We start from the raw sequence: 16,810 nt of genomic DNA, 5'->3' as shown, positions 1-16,810 counted from the left end.
CCGCCCCGCTCGTGCCACGTCGGTCCGGTCAGGAGGCCGCCGACGGCGACGGCACCGCGACCGTGCCGCTGCCCGGCGTGAAGTCGGCCGGGATGGGCCGGCCCGGGTAGTACTGCGCCTGGAGCCGGCTCCAGGTGCCGTCGGCGATCACCTCGTCGAGGCCCTTGTTCAGCGCCTCGCGCAGCTTGTCGTTGCCCTTGGCGACGGCGTACGCGGTCGGCGCGGGGCTGAGCTGCTTGGCGGCCACCTTGATCTTGCCGTTGCTGTCCGCGGCGGACGTGTCGCCGATCTCGGCCGGGGCGATCCAGGCGTCGGCGGTGCCGGCCTTGAGCTGGTTGACCGCGCCGTTGTAGTCGGGCACCCGCACCGGGTTCAGGTTCTGCCCGGTGGCGTAGTCGTCCTGCACGGTGCCCTGCACGACCACCACCCGCTTGCCGGCGAGCTGGTCGAAGCCGGTGATCGTCGAGCCGGCCGGCACGTCCAGCCCGAAGTAGCCGAAGTCGTAGCCGTTGCCGAAGTCGACGGTCTTCTTCCGTGCCTCGGTGATCGTGATGGACGAGCTGCCCACGTCGAACTTGTGGTTGTTGACCTGTGCCAGCAGCGCGGAGAAGTCGGTGCCGACGAACTCCACCTTCAGCCCCGCCTTTGCGGCGACGGCGGTGAGCAGGTCGTTGTCGAAGCCGGTGAACTTCCCGTCCTTCAGGTACACGTTCGGCGGGGCGTCGGTGAGCGTGCCGGCCCGCAGGACGCCGGGCTGGAGCAGCCCGTACGGGTTGGCGGCCTCGCTGGTGGAGCCGTCGTCGCCGCAGGCGGTCAGTGCGGTGGTGGCGAGCACGGCGGCGGCGCCGAGCACGGCGACGCGGGTCAGGGCGGTACGGATACGCACGGTTCATCTCCAATGTGGACGGCGACGCGAGGCGCGCGCCGCCGACGGCGCCGCCGGGGCAGGACGGGGCCGCGAGGTGGATCGAGGAAAGGGGGGAGTGGCGCTCAGCGGGCGCCGGGGCCGCGACAGGCGTCGCTGCACACCCGCATCAGGTCGACGTGCCGGCGCTTTACCAGCGCGAAACCGGCCGGGTAGGCGACGCCGTCGGCGGGTGGGGTGTGGGGTCGAGCAGACATGGGTCTCCCTGGTCGTTGCTGACCTGGGTGCCAGGCCACGCTTGCACCGGCGGCTGCCGGTGCCTGGTCCTCACCCGGGGCACCCCACCGCGGAGGAGGGTTGCCGGCCAGCGAGCCGGGGCTTGGCGCTGGCACTCATGACCTGCACAGAAGGCTAGCAGCAGCCCCGCCGGGCTCGTCCAGCGGTTATGACCACCCTCACGCGCCGCGCCTTACCGGCGGGCCGGCATGATCGGCGCGTCCCGGCCGGTGCCGTGCCGCGACGGCGCCTTCTGCTCGTGGTAGTCCTGCTCGACGTTGACCGTCCAGACGTCGTGCCCGGCGCCGTGGGCGATGTTCTCCGCGGTCAGCATGGCGGTGAGCATCGAGTGGTCGGCGTTGTTGTAGCGGTGCATGCCGTTGCGCCCGACCGGGTGCACGTTGGTGACCTCCCGGGCCAGCCAGTCCCGGATCACGTCGACGTTGTGCTGGTAGTGCTCGTCGTAGACCGGGTAGGCCTTCGGCATGCGGACCACGTAGCCGGTCTCCACGCAGCCGGGGCGGACCAGGCCGAGCCGCTCCAGCTCGGCGGTGGCGAGGGCGATCAGGTCGGCATCCGGGGTCCGCCACATCTCGTCGTCCTCGAAGACGAAGTACTCCAGCCCCAGGCAGGTCCGCCCGTCCTTGACCAGGTACGGCGACCAGGAGCCGAAGTTCTGGATCCGCCCCACCTTCGCGGCCGGGTCGTGCACGTAGATCCAGTTGTCCGGGAAGGAGAACTCCGCGGGCACCACCAGCGCGACGGTGAGGAAGTCCCGGTAGCGCAGGTCGTCCGCGGCGGCGCGGACCTCGGGCGGCGCCGCCGGGCGCATGGCGTGCACCAGCGCCGAGATCGGCATCGAGGAGATCACGTGGTCGGCGGGCTCGGTCCGCTCGCCGTCGGCGTCGAGCACCGTCACGGCGGTGGCCCGGCGCATCGCCGGGTCCCGGTGTACGGCGGCCACCCAGGTGTTCAGCCGTACCGTGCCGCCCCGCTTCTCCACCTCCTCGGTGCAGCGCTCCCACATCATGCCGGGGCCGTGCTTCGGGTACTGGAACTCCTCGATCAGGCTGGTCACGTCCTTGCGGTTGCGTCGGGGCAGCAGCGCGTTGAGCACCGCCGTGGACAGCGACAGGTTCTTGATCCGCTGGGCCGCCCAGTCCGCCTGCAACTGGTCGGCGGGCATCCCCCAGACCTTCTCGGTGTACGTCTTGAAGAAGATCGAGTAGAGCCGCCAGCCGAACCGGGCGGAGACCCAGCCCTCGAAGTGCGACTGGTCCCGCGGCGGGCGCAGCCGGGCCCGCCCGTACGAGCCGACGCAGCGCAGCGCCTCCCGCAGGCCCAGGTTGCGCAGGGCGTTGGTGGCGTTGAGCGGGTAGTCGTAGAGGGCGCCCCGGTAGTAGATCCGGCTCATCCGGGGCCGGAGCAGGAAATCCTCGTCGGGCAGGATCTCGTGCCAGAAGTCCTCGACCCGGGAGACCTTGGTGAAGAACCGGTGCCCGCCGATGTCGAACCGCCAGCCGTCGCGTACCACCGTGCGGCTGATCCCGCCGACCACCTCGTCCGCCTCGTAGACCCGTACCGCCTCGCCGTGGCGCAGCAGCTCGTAGGCGGCGGTCAGCCCCGCCGGCCCCGCTCCGATGACCACGGTTCCGTTGCCGTCACCCATACCGTCCGCGCCCCCCGTGAGCGTGCCGATGCGGCCCCGCCCTTACCCGTCCTGGCCGGGAACTCACCTCCGGCGCGGCCCGGGTTCGGCGGTGCTGTCCGGACGGTCGGGGGCCGAAGGTGTCAACCGGGCCGGAACGGGGATGCCGGGGACGGTTCGCGGTCCGAGGGTCGGTCGCGGGGCGATCGGTGGGAGCGCGATGGCGGAGGAGGGGCGGTCCGGCCCGGCCGACGGGCCGGCGGCGGCGGGGCGGTCGGCCGGGCGGCCCGGCGGACCGGCGGCGGGGCGGTCGGCCGGGCGGTCGGGCGGGCCGGCGGCGGTGGGGCGGTCGGGCGGGCCGGCGGCGGCCGGGCGGTCGAGCGGACCGGGCCGGAGCGCCGGCGTGCGGGCACGGCTGGCCGGCGCCGGCCGGCGGGTGTCCGGCCTGGCCGGGCGGATTCCCGCGCCGTGGGGCTTCGTGGTCGCCGTCTTCGTCGGGTCGAAGGTCGTGCTCAGCCTGGTCGGCACGCTGGTGCTGACCGCCTGGGACCTGGCGCCCGGGTCACTGCCCGCGGACGAGGCGACGATGCGGGCCCAGCAGGACGCAATCTCCGGGCAGCGCTGGTTCTCGCTCTGGTTCGCCTGGGACTCGTTCCTCTACGACCACCTGGCCCGGTTGCCGCTGGACCGGCCCTGGACCGACTTCGGCTTCCCGCTGCTCTACCCGTTTCTGGCCCGGCCGCTCGCGCCGCTGCTGGGCGGCCACACCGCCTGGGCGCTGCTGCTGGTCGCCAACGCGGCACTGCTGTTCCAGCTCTACTACGCGTACCGGCTCGGTGGCCGCCTGCTCGGCGCGGCGGACGGGGACGCCGCCGGCGCGGACGGCCGACGGTCGGTGCGGTACCTGCTGCTCCTGCCGACCGCGTTCCTGTTCCAGGCGGCGCTGACCGAGTCGCTCTTCGTCTGCCTGGCCCTGGCCACCTTCTGGTACGCCGAGCAGCGCCGCTGGCTGGTGGCCGGGATCGTCGGTTACTTCCTCGCGATGAGCCGCTCGGTCGGTTTCCTGGTGGTGCTGCCGCTGGCCCTGGTGCTGCTGAACCAGCACGGCTGGCGGTTCGACCCGCGGACCCTCCGGCGCTACCTGCGGCGGGGCTGGCCGCTGGTGCTGGTCCCGGCCGGCTGGCTGACCTTCATGGCGTTCTGCCGGTGGCAGGGCGGCGACTGGTTCGCCTACCAGCACGCCCAGGAGAAGGGCTGGGGCATCAAGGTGCAGAACCCGCTGCCGGTGGCCTGGTCGGCGCTGACCGGCGACAACTCGGCGGACGCGCTGCGGGTGTGGATCGCGGTCGCCATGGTGGCGGTGGCCGTCGCCGGGCTGCGCCGGCGGGCCGAGTGGCCGTACCTGGTCTACACCCTCGTCGTGGTGCTCGTGCCGCTGTCGATGGGGCCGCCGGTGTACAAGAGCCTGCTGCGCTACCTGCTCGCCGCGTTCCCGGTGGCGCTGGTGCTGGCCCGCTGGGCCCGCCGGCCCGGCCTGGATCCCTGGCTCACCGCGGGACTGGCGCTGTTCCAGGGCGTGCTCTTCGCCGTCTGGCTCACCTACTGGACCCACTTCATCATCTGATCCGGCAGTCCGCCACGCCTGCTTGGGCCTCGATCGGCTTCGATGCGGACCCTAGCCGGGCGCCAATCGGGGTAGGGCACTCCTGTCCGCACGCCGCTGTTTCTGGACGTTCCACGGCCTATGACCGAAGTTCGTCAGCTGGTAGTGGGTGGCGACTTCGGACGTCAGATCCGTGACGATCAGCACGATCAAGTGGTTTGCGTCGACGTCGACGGTCAGCTCGATCGCCGATCCGGCCGCTCGCACCTGCGCGACGCCGAAGGACTCTCCGCTGTCCGCAGGAAGCTCGATCACCTCCAGCAGGTGGACGGTCCCCGGCGACCCATCGAGGTTGAGGACCTCTGATCGTCTGGTGGGCATGGTGGTCGCCGGGTCGATTATCGTCAGCACATCGGTGTTCCGGGCCCGATCGGCCGAGACCGTGGCCACCGGCCTCATCAAGCTACGCCGCTCGCCGGCGTGGGACGGCTCCGGGTAACAGGTCCGGACCCGTACGCCGATCCCGAAGCCGAGCGCGTCGAGCAGCAGCACGCCGTCGACGGACTTGGAGAGCACACCGGAGTAGAAGCCGAGACCGTGCGCGACCGCGGTCTCCTGGAACTCGGCGACCACCGGGGCGCCGGGGAACAGGTCAGTCAGCTGCTCGCGGACGGTGAAGATCTTGGTGCCCTGGCCAGCGAGCAAGACCTTGGCGCCCCACGTCAGCCACGTGCCGATCGGTACCCCGTAGAGCTGGTTGGAAAAGGGCTTGGTCAACGTGTCGCGAACGACGTGGGTGAGGTCGGTGGTGATTCTGCGGAAAAGGTCCCGATCCAGGTCGATGCTGACGTCCTGCAGGCCGCGGTCGGCGTAGTCGAGGTCCTGCAGCAACAGGGTGGTGGAGCCTCGTCGGCCCAGGTCGCGCTTTGCCCGCTCGGCCTCGCGCCGCAGGGTCGCCCGGACGTTGTCGGTCAGCTCGCCACCCCACCGATGCCTGTTCCGCAACTGCTCCTCGGCGTAGGACACCACCGCGAGGTCGAAATCCAGGCCGCCGACGGTGTTGCTACCGGCCGAGGCCTTGATCTCGGCTATACCGTGCCCGGACTCCACCAGTGCCACGTCGAATGTTCCGCCGCCCAGATCGACCACCAGGCTGTGCTCCTCGTCGCCGGAGCCGATGCTGGTGGCGGCTGTCAGGACCGACGCGATGTTGGGCTCGCCGACCACGCGCATCAGTTCCAGGTCGGCCAGCTCGAAGGCTCGCTCCAACGCCGCGGTCTGCCGGCGGGAGAAGTTTGCCGGTCGCGCAGCGATGCACCGGCGCACCGGCGTGCCCAGCGACTCCTCCGCGTTGCGGCGCAGCGAGCGGATGATCAGGCTGGCGGCGAGTTCCGGAGTGATGCTACGGCCGTCGATGTTGTAGGTGATGTCCTGGCCAAGCGCGCGTTTGACGTGCCGGATTGTCGCCGCTGGCCGGAAGTGGTCCGCCTCGATGGCCGCGGTACCTACCAGATAGTCCAGCCCGGGCAGGAAGTGCACCACCGACGGCACCATCGGACGACCGTCCGGGCCCGGAATCAACTCGACGACTCCGCCGGGCCGGCAGTGGGACGCGATGGAGTAGCTGGTCCCGAAGTCGATGGCGATCAGTGGGTCCGGTCTGACCGGCTGCAGGGCGGCCGCCCGATGGCTGCGCCGCTCGCCACCGATCGGCGTGGCGGCCCGCCACTGGTTGCGTTTGCGCTCCGAGACGAGCTCGAGTTGCTGCACACCCAATGGCTCCACCCGCGAATGCGGTGTCTGCTGTGGCTTGCGTTCGGCGAGCGCGATCTCGGGCACTCGGGTGCCAAGAAAGGTGTCCAGCTCGTAGACGGTGCGGCAGCGGTTGGCGTCGCTGAATGCCTCACAAAGCGCCTCGGTGAAGACGCCCGACCGGATGGTGTCGCTCTCGTAGGACACGGCGCCGGGCTGACACGAGCAGAGCGTCACCACGCCGGGAGGACACAGCGCGGTCACGTCCACATTGGTGATCCACTGATCGCCTGCCGACTTGCCGCCCTGCACCACGTTGCGACAGGCATCGAGCAGCAACACGACGTGCGGCGCGGTCGCTGCGCCGAGATGCTGCACGACCAGGTCGAAGCGCAGCGCGGTCTCCTCGATGGCGTCCCGGACGCAGTCGATCGGCAGCAGGTAGTGGGTGTTGTCGGCGGCCTGGAACCCGTGGCCGCTGAAGTAGAAGAACAGGATGCCGTCGTCGGCGGCGCCCGCCAGGCGCACCAAGTGTCGCAGCAGGTTGGATCGGGTCGGGCGCATCCGCGGATCGGTGAGCCCATCGTGCAGCAGCACCAGGTCGTCGGCGGCTACGCCGCAGGTGCTGGTCAGGACCTCGGCAACCCGCGCGGCGTCGCGATGGGCGTACCGCAGCGGGGCGATGTCCGGATCCTCGTAGGCCGCGCATCCCACTACGAGCGCGCGGTTCACCGCGCTAGCCTTCGGCTCGGCGGAAGAGGAGCTTGACGCCGCCCCGGATCTCGCTGCCGGCCGAGCCGATCAGCCGGACCTCGCCCTTGGCCGTCAGCTCCAGCGTGACCTCGAACTCGTCCAGTTCGAACGGGCCGGGTTGGTCACGCATGGCGTGGAAGATCTCGCTCAGCTGGCCGGAAACCGCCCGCAGGTTGGCCGACAGCTGCGCCACGTCCACCGCGCCCACCCGGAGGGCGGCCGCTCTGGCGGCGCTGAACAGACCCTTCTCCCCGTCAACGGAGTGCTCGGCATACAGCACGGAGAGGTGGGCGCCATCGGCGGAGGGTTCAGGCACGGTCACCAAGTTACAAGGCACCATCAACCGGCGCAGTCAGCTATTTGGGCGAGCGGCTGGGACCCGCTGGCAGGACCGCCGACACGTGTTCCCTCGGGATCGCCCAGCCGCCCCGTCACCGGCGCCGCCGCAGCACGGCGCGGCTCCACGCACGACAACTGCCGTACTAGGTTGCGGGGATGTTCTCTCTCGCGCTGACCGACGACGCCGAGCTGCGGCCGCTCCAGCCGTGGCACTCCGACCAGTTCCTCGCCAACCTGGACCGGTGCCGCGAGCACATCGCCCCCTGGGTGGGCGCCTCCTTCGTCGCCACCGACCCCGAGTCGGCCCGCCGGGTGCTGCAGAACTACGCCGACCGGTGGGCCCGCGACGACGGCGGGATCTGGGGCATCTGGCGGGGCGGCACCCTGGTCGGCGGGGTGATGTTCGTGTCGCTGAGCACCGCCACCGGCGTCGCGGAGGCCGGCTGCTGGCTGGAGCCGGGCGCCGAAGGGCAGGGCCTGGTCACCCGCGCCGCCCGGGTGATCATCGACTGGGCGATCCGAGAGCGCGGCATCCACCGGGTGGAGTGGGTCACCAAGGCCGCCAACGCACGCAGCATCGCCGTCGCCCGGCGGCTGGGGATGAGCCGCGACGGGGTGCTCCGGGAGGCCGCAGCCGGCGCGGACGGCCGGGCCGACCTGGAAGTCTGGTCGGTGCTGGCCCCGGAATGGAAGCCGGAGGGATAGCCGGGCGGTCCGGGGCCCCGGGCCACGGTGGACACGCGGCGCAGTTTTGTCGTACCCGGACGTGAACATGTGTCCATGGCTGCCCCCGCTCTGGCCGACCGGTCCCCCCAGCCGCGCGCCCTGCCGCTGCGTGAGGTCCGCACCCGGCTCACCCAGCTCGTCGCCCTGGCCGAGCTGACCGACACCGTCACCGTGGTCACCCGCGACGGCGACCCCCGACCCGTCGCCGCGATCGTGCCCGCGGCGGCGGCCCGCACGGCGGCCCAGACCCGGGCCGACGCCGAGCGGACCGCCGCGATCAGCGCCGGCTGGGCCCGGCGGCTGGAGGAGCAACGCCGGCAGAGCAGCCGGCGGCACGCCGCCGAGCGGCAGGCCCTCGTCGAGGCCCTCGCCGAGACCTGGGCCGAGCTGGACCGGCGCGCCCCGGCCGGCGACCCGGCGTTGGCCCGGCTCCGCGCGGCCCACGCCGACCTGCTGCGCGACTGACCGCGCCATCCACGCCGACCTGCTGCGCGACTGACCCGCGCCGTCCACGCCGATCTGCTGCGCGACTGACCCGCGGCGCCGGCCGGCGACGCCCGGCGCGGGCGCCGCCGGTCGCGTACCCTCAGTCGCGGCCGCGCTGGGCGCGGTAGCGGCGGATCAACGCGGCGGTGGAGGAGTCCACGTCGGCCAGGTCCGGGCCGGCACCGGTGAGCTTCGGCGCGAGCTGGTTGGCCATCACCTTGCCCAGCTCCACCCCCCACTGGTCGAACGCGTTGATGTCCCAGACGGCGGCCTCGGTGAAGACGATGTGCTCGTACAGGGCGATCAGCTGGCCCAGCGTCGACGGGGTGAGCTTCGGCGCGATGATCGAGGTGGTCGGGTGGTTGCCCGGCATCACCCGGTGCGGCACCACCGCGGCGGCCGTGCCCTCCGCCTCGACCTGCTCCTTCGTCCGGCCGAAGGCCAGCGCGGCGGTCTGCGCGAAGAAGTTGGACATGAACAGGTCGTGCATGTCGCCCAGATCGTGGTTGGGCTGGCTGAACGCGATGAAGTCGGCCGGGATCAGCCGGGTTCCCTGGTGGATGAGCTGGTAAAAGGCGTGCTGGCCGTTGGTGCCGGGCTCGCCCCAGAAGACCTCCCCGGTCGGGTACGTCACCGGTCGGCCGTCCACCGTCACCGACTTGCCGTTGCTCTCCATGGTGAGCTGCTGCAGGTACGCGGGGAACCGGTGCAGGTACTGCGAGTACGGCAGCACCGCGTGCGTCTGCGCGTCGAGGAAATCGGTGTACCAGACGTTGAGCAGGCCGAGCAGCGCCGGCACGTTGCGCTCCACCGGCGTGCTGCGGAAGTGCTCGTCGACGGCGTGGTAGCCGGCCAGCAGCTCCCGGAACCGGTCCGGACCGACGGCCAGCATCACCGACAGCCCGACCGCCGAGGGCAGCGAGTACCGGCCGCCCACCCAGTCCCAGAAGCCGAACATGTTCGCCGGGTCGATGCCGAAGTCGCGCACCCGCTGCTCGTTGGTGCTGACCGCGACGAAGTGCCGGGCGATCGCCGAGTCGTCGGCGTCCAGCCCGGCCAGCAGCCAGCGCCGGGCCTGGTCGGCGTTGGCCAGGGTCTCCTGGGTGGAGAAGGTCTTCGAGACCACCACGAACAGGGTGCTCGCCGGGTCCAGGTCGGCGGTCTTGTCGTGGATGTCGGTCGGGTCGATGTTGGACACGAACCGGCAGGAGATCCCCGCGTCCCGGTACGCCTTGAGCGCCTCGTACGCCATCACCGGCCCGAGGTCGGAGCCACCGATGCCGATGTTGACCACGGTGCTGATCCGCTCGCCGGTGTGGCCGCGCCAGGCGCCGGAGCGCACCCGGTCGGCGAAGGCCGACATCCGGTCCAGCACGGCGTGCACGTCGGCCACCACGTCCTGGCCGTCCACCACCAGCGTGGCGTCCCGCGGCAGGCGCAGCGCGGTGTGCAGCACGGCCCGGTCCTCGGTGGCGTTGATGTGCTGCCCGGTGAACATGGCGGCGATCCGGTCAGCCAGCCGGATCCGCTCGGCGAGGGCGGTGAGCAGCGCGACGGTCTCGTCGGTGACCAGGTTCTTGCTGTAGTCCACGTGCAGGTCGGCGACCTCGCCGGTGAGCCGCTCGCCCCGCCGCCCGTCGGCGGCGAACAACTCCCGCAGGTGCGTGCCGCGCATCGCCTCGGCGTGCTTGCGCAGCGCCTGCCATTCGTCGGTGGTGGTGACGTCCACAGCCATCGGGTCGATCTTCTCCTTCACGACGGGTCTGCCAGCGGGCCGTCGTCGCCCCGCTGCCGGCGACCCCACCAGCCTGCCACCCGGGCCGGGTCCGCGCGACGCGACCCGGCATCGCCCACCCCTCGGGCACGGCCGGCGCGCCACCCGTGCACCGATGCGACCCGGCGCCCGCCCGGGTCCGGCGGAGGCCGGCGCGCCACCCGCGCACTGATGCGACCCGGCGCCCGCCCGGGTCCGGCGGAGGCCGGCGCGTCCGCCCTGGACGCCATCGCCGAGACTGCGGCAGGATGCCCGGAATGGCCACCCCGCCCGCCCGCCGCGCCACCGTCGCCGCCGCGCTCGCGCTCCTCGCCGCCGGCTGCTCGGGGCCGGCCCCTTCCACCGCCGCGCCCGCGCCGGCTGCCGCCACAGCCACCACCACACCCGCCGCCACCGCGCCGGTCGGCAGCGCCGCCCCGGCCCCGCCGGCATCCGCCGCACCGGCGACCCGCAGCGGCCTCGGCACCCGGCCCAGCCCGGCCGTCCGGGCCTGCACCGTCTTCCCGGCGGACAACGTCTGGCACGCCGACGTGTCCCGGCTGCCGGTGCACCCGCGCTCCGCGGCCATGATCAGCGCGATCGGATCCGGGGCGGCGGTGCACGCCGACTTCGGCTCCGGCACCTGGCAGGGCGCGCCGATCGGCATCCCGGTCACCGTGGTGCCCGCCGGGCAGCGGCGGGTCCCGGTCTCCTTCACCTACGCCGACGAGAGCGACCCGGGCCCGTACCCGGTGCCGGCGGACGCGGCGGTCGAGGGCGGACCGGCCGCGACCGGCGACCGGCACGTGATCGTCTGGGACCGGGCGGCCTGCCGGGCGTACGAGTTGTTCGACGCCCATCCGGCCGGTAGCGGCTGGCGGGCCGGCTCGGGTGCGGTCTTCGACCTCCGGTCGAACCGGTTGCGGCCGGCCGGGTGGACCTCGGCGGACGCCTCCGGGCTCGCCATCCTGGCCGGCCTGGTCCGCTACGACGAGGTGGCCGCGGGCCGGATCGACCACGCCATCCGGGTAACCGTGCCGCGTACCCGCACGGGCTGGACCTGGCCGGCCACCCACTCCGCCTCCTCGGCGACCGACCCGAACCTGCCCCAGCTCGGCCAGCGGCTGCGGCTCAAGCCCTCGGTGGACCTGTCCCGGCTGCCCCGGCAGGCGCGCATCGTCGCCGAGGCGATACGCCGGTACGGGCTGATCGTCGCCGACCACGGCTCGGCCTGGTACCTCTCCGGCGCACCGGACCGGCGCTGGGACAACGACGCGCTGCACGCCCTCGGCGGCCTGCGCGGCAGCGACTTCGAGGTGGTGGACGCGTCCGGGCTGCCGGTCGGCCGGGGCTCCGGCGCCGTCCGCTGAACCGGGTCGACCGCGCGCCGGCCGTCCGCCACACTGACCGTGTGGATCATCATGACCTGGTCCGGGTGAGCAAGCGGATCTCCCTGGCCCTGCGGCACCGGCCGGACCGGTTCGGGCTGGTGCTCGACCGGGCCGGCTGGGTACCGGTCACCGATCTCCTCGCCGCGCTGGGGATCGGCCGGGCCGAGCTGGACGCGGTGGTCGCCGGCAACGACAAGCAGCGCTTCGTGGTGGTCCGTGGCGCGGACGACGTCGACCGGATCCGGGCCAGCCAGGGCCACTCCGTCCCGGTCGAGCTGGGGCTGGCCCCGGCCGTGCCGCCCGACCGGCTCTATCACGGCACCAGCGAGCGCGTGCTGCCCGCGATCCGCGCCGACGGACTGCACCGGGGACGCCGCCACCACGTACACCTCTCGCCGGACGTGGCGACGGCGCGCCGCGTCGGCGCCCGCCGGGGCGGCGCGGTGGTGGTGCTCACCGTCGACGCCGCCGCGATGGCCGGTGCCGGGCATCTCTTCTTCCGCAGCGACAACGGCGTCTGGCTCACCGACACCGTCCCGCCGCGCTACCTCACCGCCTGACCGGCCCCGCCGGCCACCCGCTCAGCGCCGGCGGACGCCGGGTCAGCCGGCGGTGACCGGGTGGCGCACCACCCCGTCGAAGAGGTAGCCGAGGTCGTTGGGGGCGGCGCGGTCGGGCTGGACGGCGCCGGTCACGTCGGTGGCGCGGGCGCGCAGGACCCACCGGCCGGGCGCCGGCGGGCGCCACCGGACGGTCCACCGCTGCCAGGGCCCGCCCCGGTCGGCGGCGACCAGGTCGGCCGGGCGCCAGCCGTCCCCGGTGTCCACCTCCACCCGGTCGATCGGCCCGGCCCCGGACCAGGAGCGGCCGCGCAGCAGCACCTCCTCCCCGACGGTGACCCGGGCGTCCCAGGCCAGTTCGAAGGCGCTCTTGATCGACTGGACGGCCAGCGTCCCGCCGCCGGCCGGCTGCCCGGGCCCGAACATCCGGTAGAACTGGGTGTTCCACGGGGAGAAGAGCGGGGTGGCGGAGACCTCCATCGGACCCACCCACTTGATCGAGGAGATGCCGATCCAGCCGGGCACCACCACGCGTACCGGGAAGCCGTGGTCGGCGGGGAGCGGCTCGCCGTTCATCTCGTACGCCAGCAGCACGTCGTCGAGGGCCTTGGCGATCGGCAGCGGACGGCGTACCCGGCCGAGGTTGCGCCCACCGGTGACGTAGTCCGGGTCCAGCCCTTCCGGCATCACGTCGACCGCGTCCCCGGTCAGCCCGGCCAGCCGGAGCACCGTGCCCAGCCGGACGCCCCGCCAGCGGGCCACCCCGACGCCGCCCAGGTCCCAGGCCACGCCCGGCGCCGGCTCGTCCTGCTGGTCGGTGTAGAAGCGCCGGCCGTTGCCGGCGCACTCCAGCAGCGCGGTGCTCTCCTCGGCGGGCAGCCGGCGCAGGTCGTCGAGGCCGAACTCGACGGGGGTGTCGCGGGCGGGCGCGCCGCGCAGCCCGGTGCCGAACAGGCGCAGCCGCCAGGCGTCCGGGTCCAGGCGGGGCGTCACCGTGTGGTTGCGCACGAAGAAGCGGTCGTTGGGCACCACGTACCCCTGTCCGGCCAGCGCCGTCCAGCGCATCTCCGCGTTGGTGTCCAGCGGGCGCAGCAGGTCGGGCCGGAGCGGCTTGCGGATCGGCGTACCGGGGTCGACGCCCACCGGCGCGGCGGCCACCGCGACCGGTTCGCGTTCCGCCGCGGCGGCGGTGAGGGCGGCCATCGCGGCGCCCAGCTCCAGCAGCCCGTCGCGGTCCACACCGGCGCCGTGCGCCTCGCCGGCCAGCCACTGCCGGCTGCGGCGGGCGTCGTGCCCGGCTTCCTGGGGCGGCGGGGTACGGGACACGGCTGACCTCCGGCTCGGCGACGTTGCCGACCCATTCAACCCCGGTGGTACCGGTCGATCCGTCCCAGGTCAGGACCCGTACCGGCCCGCCCGGCCGGGCACCGCGCGGACCGGATCAGAGCGGGCGCTGGCCGGCGAGGAAGTCGGCCAGCACCCGGGTGTGCGTGGAGAAGGCCAGCTCGACCGGCTCGGTGAGGACCAACCACTCGGTGGCCTCCTCGGTCGGCGCGGACGGCGGCAGGTCGCCGACCGGCCGTTCGGGCAGCACCCCGAAGATCATCATGGTGTTGCCGGCCGGCGCCCCGTGCACCGCGAACAGCCGGGCCTCCTCGGCCTCGGCCAGCAGCCCGGTCTCCTCGCGCAGTTCCCGGACCAGCGCCGCAGACCACTCCTCGCCGTACTCGATGAAGCCGCCGGGAAGGGCGAGTTGGCCGCGGGCCGGCTCGATGTCGCGGCGGACCACCACCACGCCGAGGCCCGCCGGCGTGCGGACCGGCAGCACCGCCACCGCGACGGGCAGCGGATTGCGCCAGACCGTCTCGCCGCAGACCGCGCAGAGCCGCGGCCAGCCGGCGTCGACCGGGTAGGCCGAGCCGCAGTACGAGCAGTGCGAGAAGGGTGCAGCGGTCACGCCGCAGCACGTTACCCGCCCGGTGGCCGTCCGGCAGGCGTCGCGCCGGGCCGCCGGCGGCCGGTCCGGCCCGCGCCGGGTCGCCGGGCGCCGCCCGGGCCCCGCGCCGGGCCGTCGATCAGGCGCGGACGCCCGGTCGGTGGTCAGCTGTCGCATCCGGTGGGGCGGCCCGGAGGGTGGCGCGCGCCGCCATCAGCGCGAAACCGAGCAGGTTGTCGCCCCGCCAGCTCGCCGGATCGGCGGTACGGGGATCGTCGGCGGTCAGCCCGATGCCCCAGATCCGGTCCAGCGGGCTGGCCTCCACCAGCACCCGGTCACCGGTGCCGAGCAGGTAACGGCGCAACTCCTCGTGCTGGCCGAACTTCGCCACGCTGCCGGCCAGCACGATGTCGTAGCGGCGGGCCGCCCAGGTGGCCTCGTCGAAGCCGCGCACCTGCCGGCCCAGCGCCTTGGCCCGCCCCGGATGGTCGGCCGCGAGCACCCGCCCCGCGATGGCGTCGTCGCCGAACAGCGTCGCCTTGTGCCACATCATCCAGTGTTCGGCGGTGGCGTAGGTCCGGCCGTGCACGGTGAACGGCGCCGGCCACCACTGGCTCAGGCAGCCGGCGCCGACGCCACCGTCGCGCCGCGGGCGGTGCCCCCAGAAATACAGGTAACGCGGCTGCTGGCCGGACTCGACGGCGGCGAGCAGTTCGGCGACGGATCGGATCGGCACGATCGACAGTGTGCCGGACGGCACCGACACCCCGCCGCCGTGTTTCGCCCGCCGCCCGCCGGGGTCCCGCCGTAACGCTCGCCGTCCGCCGCCGCCCGCCGGGGTCCCGCCGTAACGCTCGCCGCCCGCCGCCGTCCGCCGCCGCCCGCCGCCGTCCGCCGCCGTCCGTCGTTCGTCGGGGCCGTCGGGACGCCGCGCGCCGGCCGGGTCAGGAGGCCGGGGCGCCGGTGTACGCCGCGGTGGTCCGGTCGGCCGCCGCCCGTGCCTCGTCGGCCGGGGTGCCGGCGGCCACGCTCGCCTCGCACCAGCGCTGGCTGCTCAGGACGATGAACCGGCGCGCGTCGTCGGAGCCCATCCACTCGGCGGCCTGCTCGGGGGTGACTCCGCTGCCGTCGGCGGCGAGGTGGGAGGCGAGGCCGAGCAGTCCCATGTCCCAGCCGACCCCGACCGCACCCGGCCCGAACTCGGCCCAGCGCTGGTCGTCGACGTGCGCCACGTGCTCCAGCTCGAACCGGGTACGCCCGGCGCCGGCCTCGGTGAGCCGCACCTCGATCCCGCTCACCTCGCCGCCGTACTCCCAGGTGGCGGCGAAGCTGTGCGGCGGGTCGCACCGCTCGATCGTGCCGCCGGCGTTCCCTTCCAGCTGGTAGCGTCCGCCGACCTTCAGCTCGCCGGAGACGGGCAGGAACCAGCGGGGGATCCGCTCGGCCGTGGTGCAGGCGTCCCAGACGTCGGCCAGCGGCGCGTCGTAGGTCTGACTGATGGTGAGCACCCGGGCCTGCCCGGCGGGCAGCGTCCGGCTGCCGACGGTGCGCTCGACGGCGCTGATCTGCCCGGTGGTGTCGGTCATGGTGTTGTCCTCTCGTCGGAAGGGTCCTCGCGCAGCCGCCGTTCGCGCCGGCCCCGGGCCAGTTCCGTGGCGAGCGCCGCCAGCGGAGGCGTCCAGAACCGCCGGAAGCCGGCCAGCCACTCGTCCATCTCCCGCAGCGGGCCCGGCTCCACCGCGTAGAGCCGGCGGGTGCCGGCGGCGCGCACGCTGGCGAAGCCGTGCTCCCGCAGCACCTTGAGGTGTTGCGACACGGCCGGCTGGCTGATGCCGAACTCCCGCTGGATGGTGGCCCCGAGCGCGCCGGCCGGCTGCTCGCCGTCGGCGAGCAGCTCCAGGATCCGGCGACGCACCGGGTCGCCCAGGACGTCGAAGGCGTGCACGACCTCTTTCTATCAGATCCGACTTATATAAGCGAGCACTGCATCATGGCGCCGCGGGCGGGTGCGACCGAGGAAGGCGCACCGCATGAGGGCGCACCGCACGTGGGGTGCGGTGCGGGGCGGTGGTGGGTCGCGACGGTCGGGTGGTGGGACGCCCGGCGGGGCCGGGCGTCCCGCGAGGCGCCGGTCAGCCGCCGAGGCGGGCGGCGACGGTGCTGCGCAGTTCCGGCAGCCGGTCGTGCAGCAGCCCCGGGCACTGGGTGTTGTTGAAGTCCTTGTGCCCGTAGATCTCGGTCGGCGGGATGCCGTACTGCTGGCAGGTGAACGCGCAGAACCACACCAGGCTGTTCCAGAGCGCCTGCGGTGGCTGCACGTCCAGGTAGATGCCGTCGTTCTCGATCCCGATGGCCTGGCTGTTCTGGCCCACGCAGTGCGCGCCCTGCACCATGGACTGCCCGTGCAGCAGCCCGTACAGGCTGCCGTGCCGGCCCTCGGTGAGGTAGCCGCCGCGGCTGTTGGTGAAGTGCTGCCCGGTGTCGAGCCAGCCGTTGGTGTCCATGTGCAGGTTCTGGATGTCGCGCGAGTTGCGGTACGCCTGGGCGAGGCTGTAGTCGGTGGTGTTCGGGAACGCCGTGTGATGGATGATGATCTTGTTGGGTCGGCTCTGCACCACGCTCACCGGCGACGACGGCGGGCGGGCGCCCCAGGTCGCGCAGTTGGCGATGGTCGGCTGGTCGATCCGGGTGGCGGCGGCGCGCGCGTCGCGGCCGGTGTCGA

At 73.4% G+C, this 16,810-nt stretch carries 17 protein-coding genes and 1 riboswitch; of the genes, 5 read left to right on the top strand and 12 right to left on the bottom strand.

Annotated features, from left to right (window positions below; genetic code table 11):
* Positions 1–28: 28 nt before the first annotated feature.
* From LQ51_RS19185 to LQ51_RS19180, 3 genes are all read right to left on the bottom strand, one after another.
* Positions 29–886 (bottom strand): ABC transporter substrate-binding protein, encoded by an 858-nt coding sequence (locus LQ51_RS19185; protein ID WP_046567634.1) that lies wholly within the window; start codon positions 884–886, stop codon positions 29–31.
* 104 nt (positions 887–990) lie between these two features.
* Positions 991–1,122 (bottom strand): hypothetical protein, encoded by a 132-nt coding sequence (locus LQ51_RS34285; RefSeq protein ID WP_255352243.1) that lies wholly within the window; start codon positions 1,120–1,122, stop codon positions 991–993.
* A gap of 32 nt (positions 1,123–1,154) precedes the next feature.
* Positions 1,155–1,265, bottom strand: a riboswitch (SAM riboswitch).
* A 69-nt stretch (positions 1,266–1,334) separates the two neighbouring features.
* Positions 1,335–2,810: an NAD(P)/FAD-dependent oxidoreductase gene (locus tag LQ51_RS19180; protein WP_046567632.1), complete on the bottom strand. Its 1,476-nt coding sequence runs from the start codon at positions 2,808–2,810 to the stop codon at positions 1,335–1,337.
* Positions 2,811–3,192: 382 nt separating this feature from the next.
* On the opposite strand from LQ51_RS19180, the gene LQ51_RS19175 reads away from it, so the two are divergent.
* Entirely contained in the window at positions 3,193–4,413 is a 1,221-nt protein-coding gene (locus LQ51_RS19175) for a hypothetical protein (RefSeq protein WP_046567694.1), read from the top strand.
* A gap of 51 nt (positions 4,414–4,464) precedes the next feature.
* On the opposite strand, the gene LQ51_RS19170 is transcribed toward LQ51_RS19175, so the two are convergent.
* A complete protein-coding gene (locus LQ51_RS19170; protein WP_082159525.1) occupies positions 4,465–6,876 on the bottom strand; it encodes an Hsp70 family protein in 2,412 nt (803 codons plus the stop codon).
* Between the two features lie 4 nt (positions 6,877–6,880).
* Positions 6,881–7,213, bottom strand: a complete 333-nt coding sequence (locus LQ51_RS19165; RefSeq protein ID WP_197087834.1) for a Pepco domain-containing protein — start codon at positions 7,211–7,213, stop codon at positions 6,881–6,883.
* Between the two features lie 179 nt (positions 7,214–7,392).
* On the opposite strand from LQ51_RS19165, the gene LQ51_RS19160 reads away from it, so the two are divergent.
* Positions 7,393–7,941 carry a GNAT family N-acetyltransferase gene (locus LQ51_RS19160; RefSeq protein ID WP_046567629.1) on the top strand — a complete coding sequence of 183 codons (549 nt, stop codon included), beginning with the start codon at positions 7,393–7,395 and terminating at the stop codon, positions 7,939–7,941.
* Between the two features lie 75 nt (positions 7,942–8,016).
* Complete coding sequence (locus tag LQ51_RS19155; RefSeq protein WP_046567627.1) at positions 8,017–8,427, top strand: hypothetical protein; 411 nt, start codon at positions 8,017–8,019, stop codon at positions 8,425–8,427.
* 121 nt (positions 8,428–8,548) lie between these two features.
* Here LQ51_RS19155 and pgi read toward each other — a convergent pair whose 3' ends face one another.
* Positions 8,549–10,183 (bottom strand): glucose-6-phosphate isomerase, encoded by a 1,635-nt coding sequence (pgi, locus tag LQ51_RS19150; protein WP_046567690.1) that lies wholly within the window; start codon positions 10,181–10,183, stop codon positions 8,549–8,551.
* A gap of 296 nt (positions 10,184–10,479) precedes the next feature.
* On the opposite strand from pgi, the gene LQ51_RS19145 reads away from it, so the two are divergent.
* Both LQ51_RS19145 and LQ51_RS19140 read left to right on the top strand, forming a co-directional pair.
* Positions 10,480–11,571, top strand: coding sequence for a hypothetical protein (locus LQ51_RS19145; RefSeq protein WP_156313150.1), 1,092 nt, complete (start codon positions 10,480–10,482; stop codon positions 11,569–11,571).
* Positions 11,572–11,612: 41 nt separating this feature from the next.
* Complete coding sequence (locus tag LQ51_RS19140; RefSeq protein ID WP_046567626.1) at positions 11,613–12,152, top strand: RNA 2'-phosphotransferase; 540 nt, start codon at positions 11,613–11,615, stop codon at positions 12,150–12,152.
* Between the two features lie 42 nt (positions 12,153–12,194).
* Here the strand turns inward: LQ51_RS19140 and LQ51_RS19135 are convergent, their stop codons facing one another.
* The 6 genes from LQ51_RS19135 to LQ51_RS19110 form a co-directional block, all read right to left on the bottom strand.
* On the bottom strand, positions 12,195–13,478 hold the full coding sequence (locus tag LQ51_RS19135; RefSeq protein ID WP_046567624.1) for a sulfite oxidase: 1,284 nt from the start codon (positions 13,476–13,478) through the stop codon (positions 12,195–12,197).
* A 115-nt stretch (positions 13,479–13,593) separates the two neighbouring features.
* A complete protein-coding gene (locus tag LQ51_RS19130; RefSeq protein WP_046567622.1) occupies positions 13,594–14,109 on the bottom strand; it encodes an NUDIX domain-containing protein in 516 nt (171 codons plus the stop codon).
* Between the two features lie 118 nt (positions 14,110–14,227).
* Positions 14,228–14,824 carry an NADAR family protein gene (locus LQ51_RS19125; RefSeq protein ID WP_369799872.1) on the bottom strand — a complete coding sequence of 199 codons (597 nt, stop codon included), beginning with the start codon at positions 14,822–14,824 and terminating at the stop codon, positions 14,228–14,230.
* 208 nt (positions 14,825–15,032) lie between these two features.
* Positions 15,033–15,674: an SRPBCC family protein gene (locus LQ51_RS19120; protein ID WP_046567618.1), complete on the bottom strand. Its 642-nt coding sequence runs from the start codon at positions 15,672–15,674 to the stop codon at positions 15,033–15,035.
* Positions 15,671–16,033 carry an ArsR/SmtB family transcription factor gene (locus LQ51_RS19115; RefSeq protein WP_046567617.1) on the bottom strand — a complete coding sequence of 121 codons (363 nt, stop codon included), beginning with the start codon at positions 16,031–16,033 and terminating at the stop codon, positions 15,671–15,673. The genes LQ51_RS19120 and LQ51_RS19115 overlap by 4 nt, the downstream gene beginning before the upstream one ends.
* Positions 16,034–16,220: 187 nt before the next feature.
* Positions 16,221–16,810, bottom strand: a 590-nt coding sequence (locus tag LQ51_RS19110; RefSeq protein ID WP_046567615.1) for a peptidoglycan recognition protein family protein, incomplete at its 5' end; no start/stop codon positions are given.

It is taken from the genome of Micromonospora sp. HK10 (genome assembly GCF_000982955.1).
Classification (GTDB): domain Bacteria; phylum Actinomycetota; class Actinomycetes; order Mycobacteriales; family Micromonosporaceae; genus Micromonospora.
The sequence above is the reverse complement of the archived record's forward strand: the minus strand, read 5'-3'. Positions and strand labels throughout refer to the sequence as shown.

Bases quoted from the DNA above. Each gene is read 5' to 3' on its own strand.
- LQ51_RS19180 (WP_046567632.1), bottom strand. From the start codon at position 2,810: ATGGGTGACGGCAACGGAACCGTGGTCATCGGAGCGGGGCCGGCGGGG.
- pgi (WP_046567690.1), bottom strand. From the start codon at position 10,183: ATGGCTGTGGACGTCACCACCACCGACGAATGGCAGGCGCTGCGCAAG.
- LQ51_RS19160 (WP_046567629.1), top strand. From the start codon at position 7,393: ATGTTCTCTCTCGCGCTGACCGACGACGCCGAGCTGCGGCCGCTCCAG.
- LQ51_RS19120 (WP_046567618.1), bottom strand. From the start codon at position 15,674: ATGACCGACACCACCGGGCAGATCAGCGCCGTCGAGCGCACCGTCGGC.
- LQ51_RS19145 (WP_156313150.1), top strand. From the start codon at position 10,480: ATGGCCACCCCGCCCGCCCGCCGCGCCACCGTCGCCGCCGCGCTCGCG.
- LQ51_RS19155 (WP_046567627.1), top strand. From the start codon at position 8,017: ATGGCTGCCCCCGCTCTGGCCGACCGGTCCCCCCAGCCGCGCGCCCTG.
- LQ51_RS34285 (WP_255352243.1), bottom strand. From the start codon at position 1,122: ATGTCTGCTCGACCCCACACCCCACCCGCCGACGGCGTCGCCTACCCG.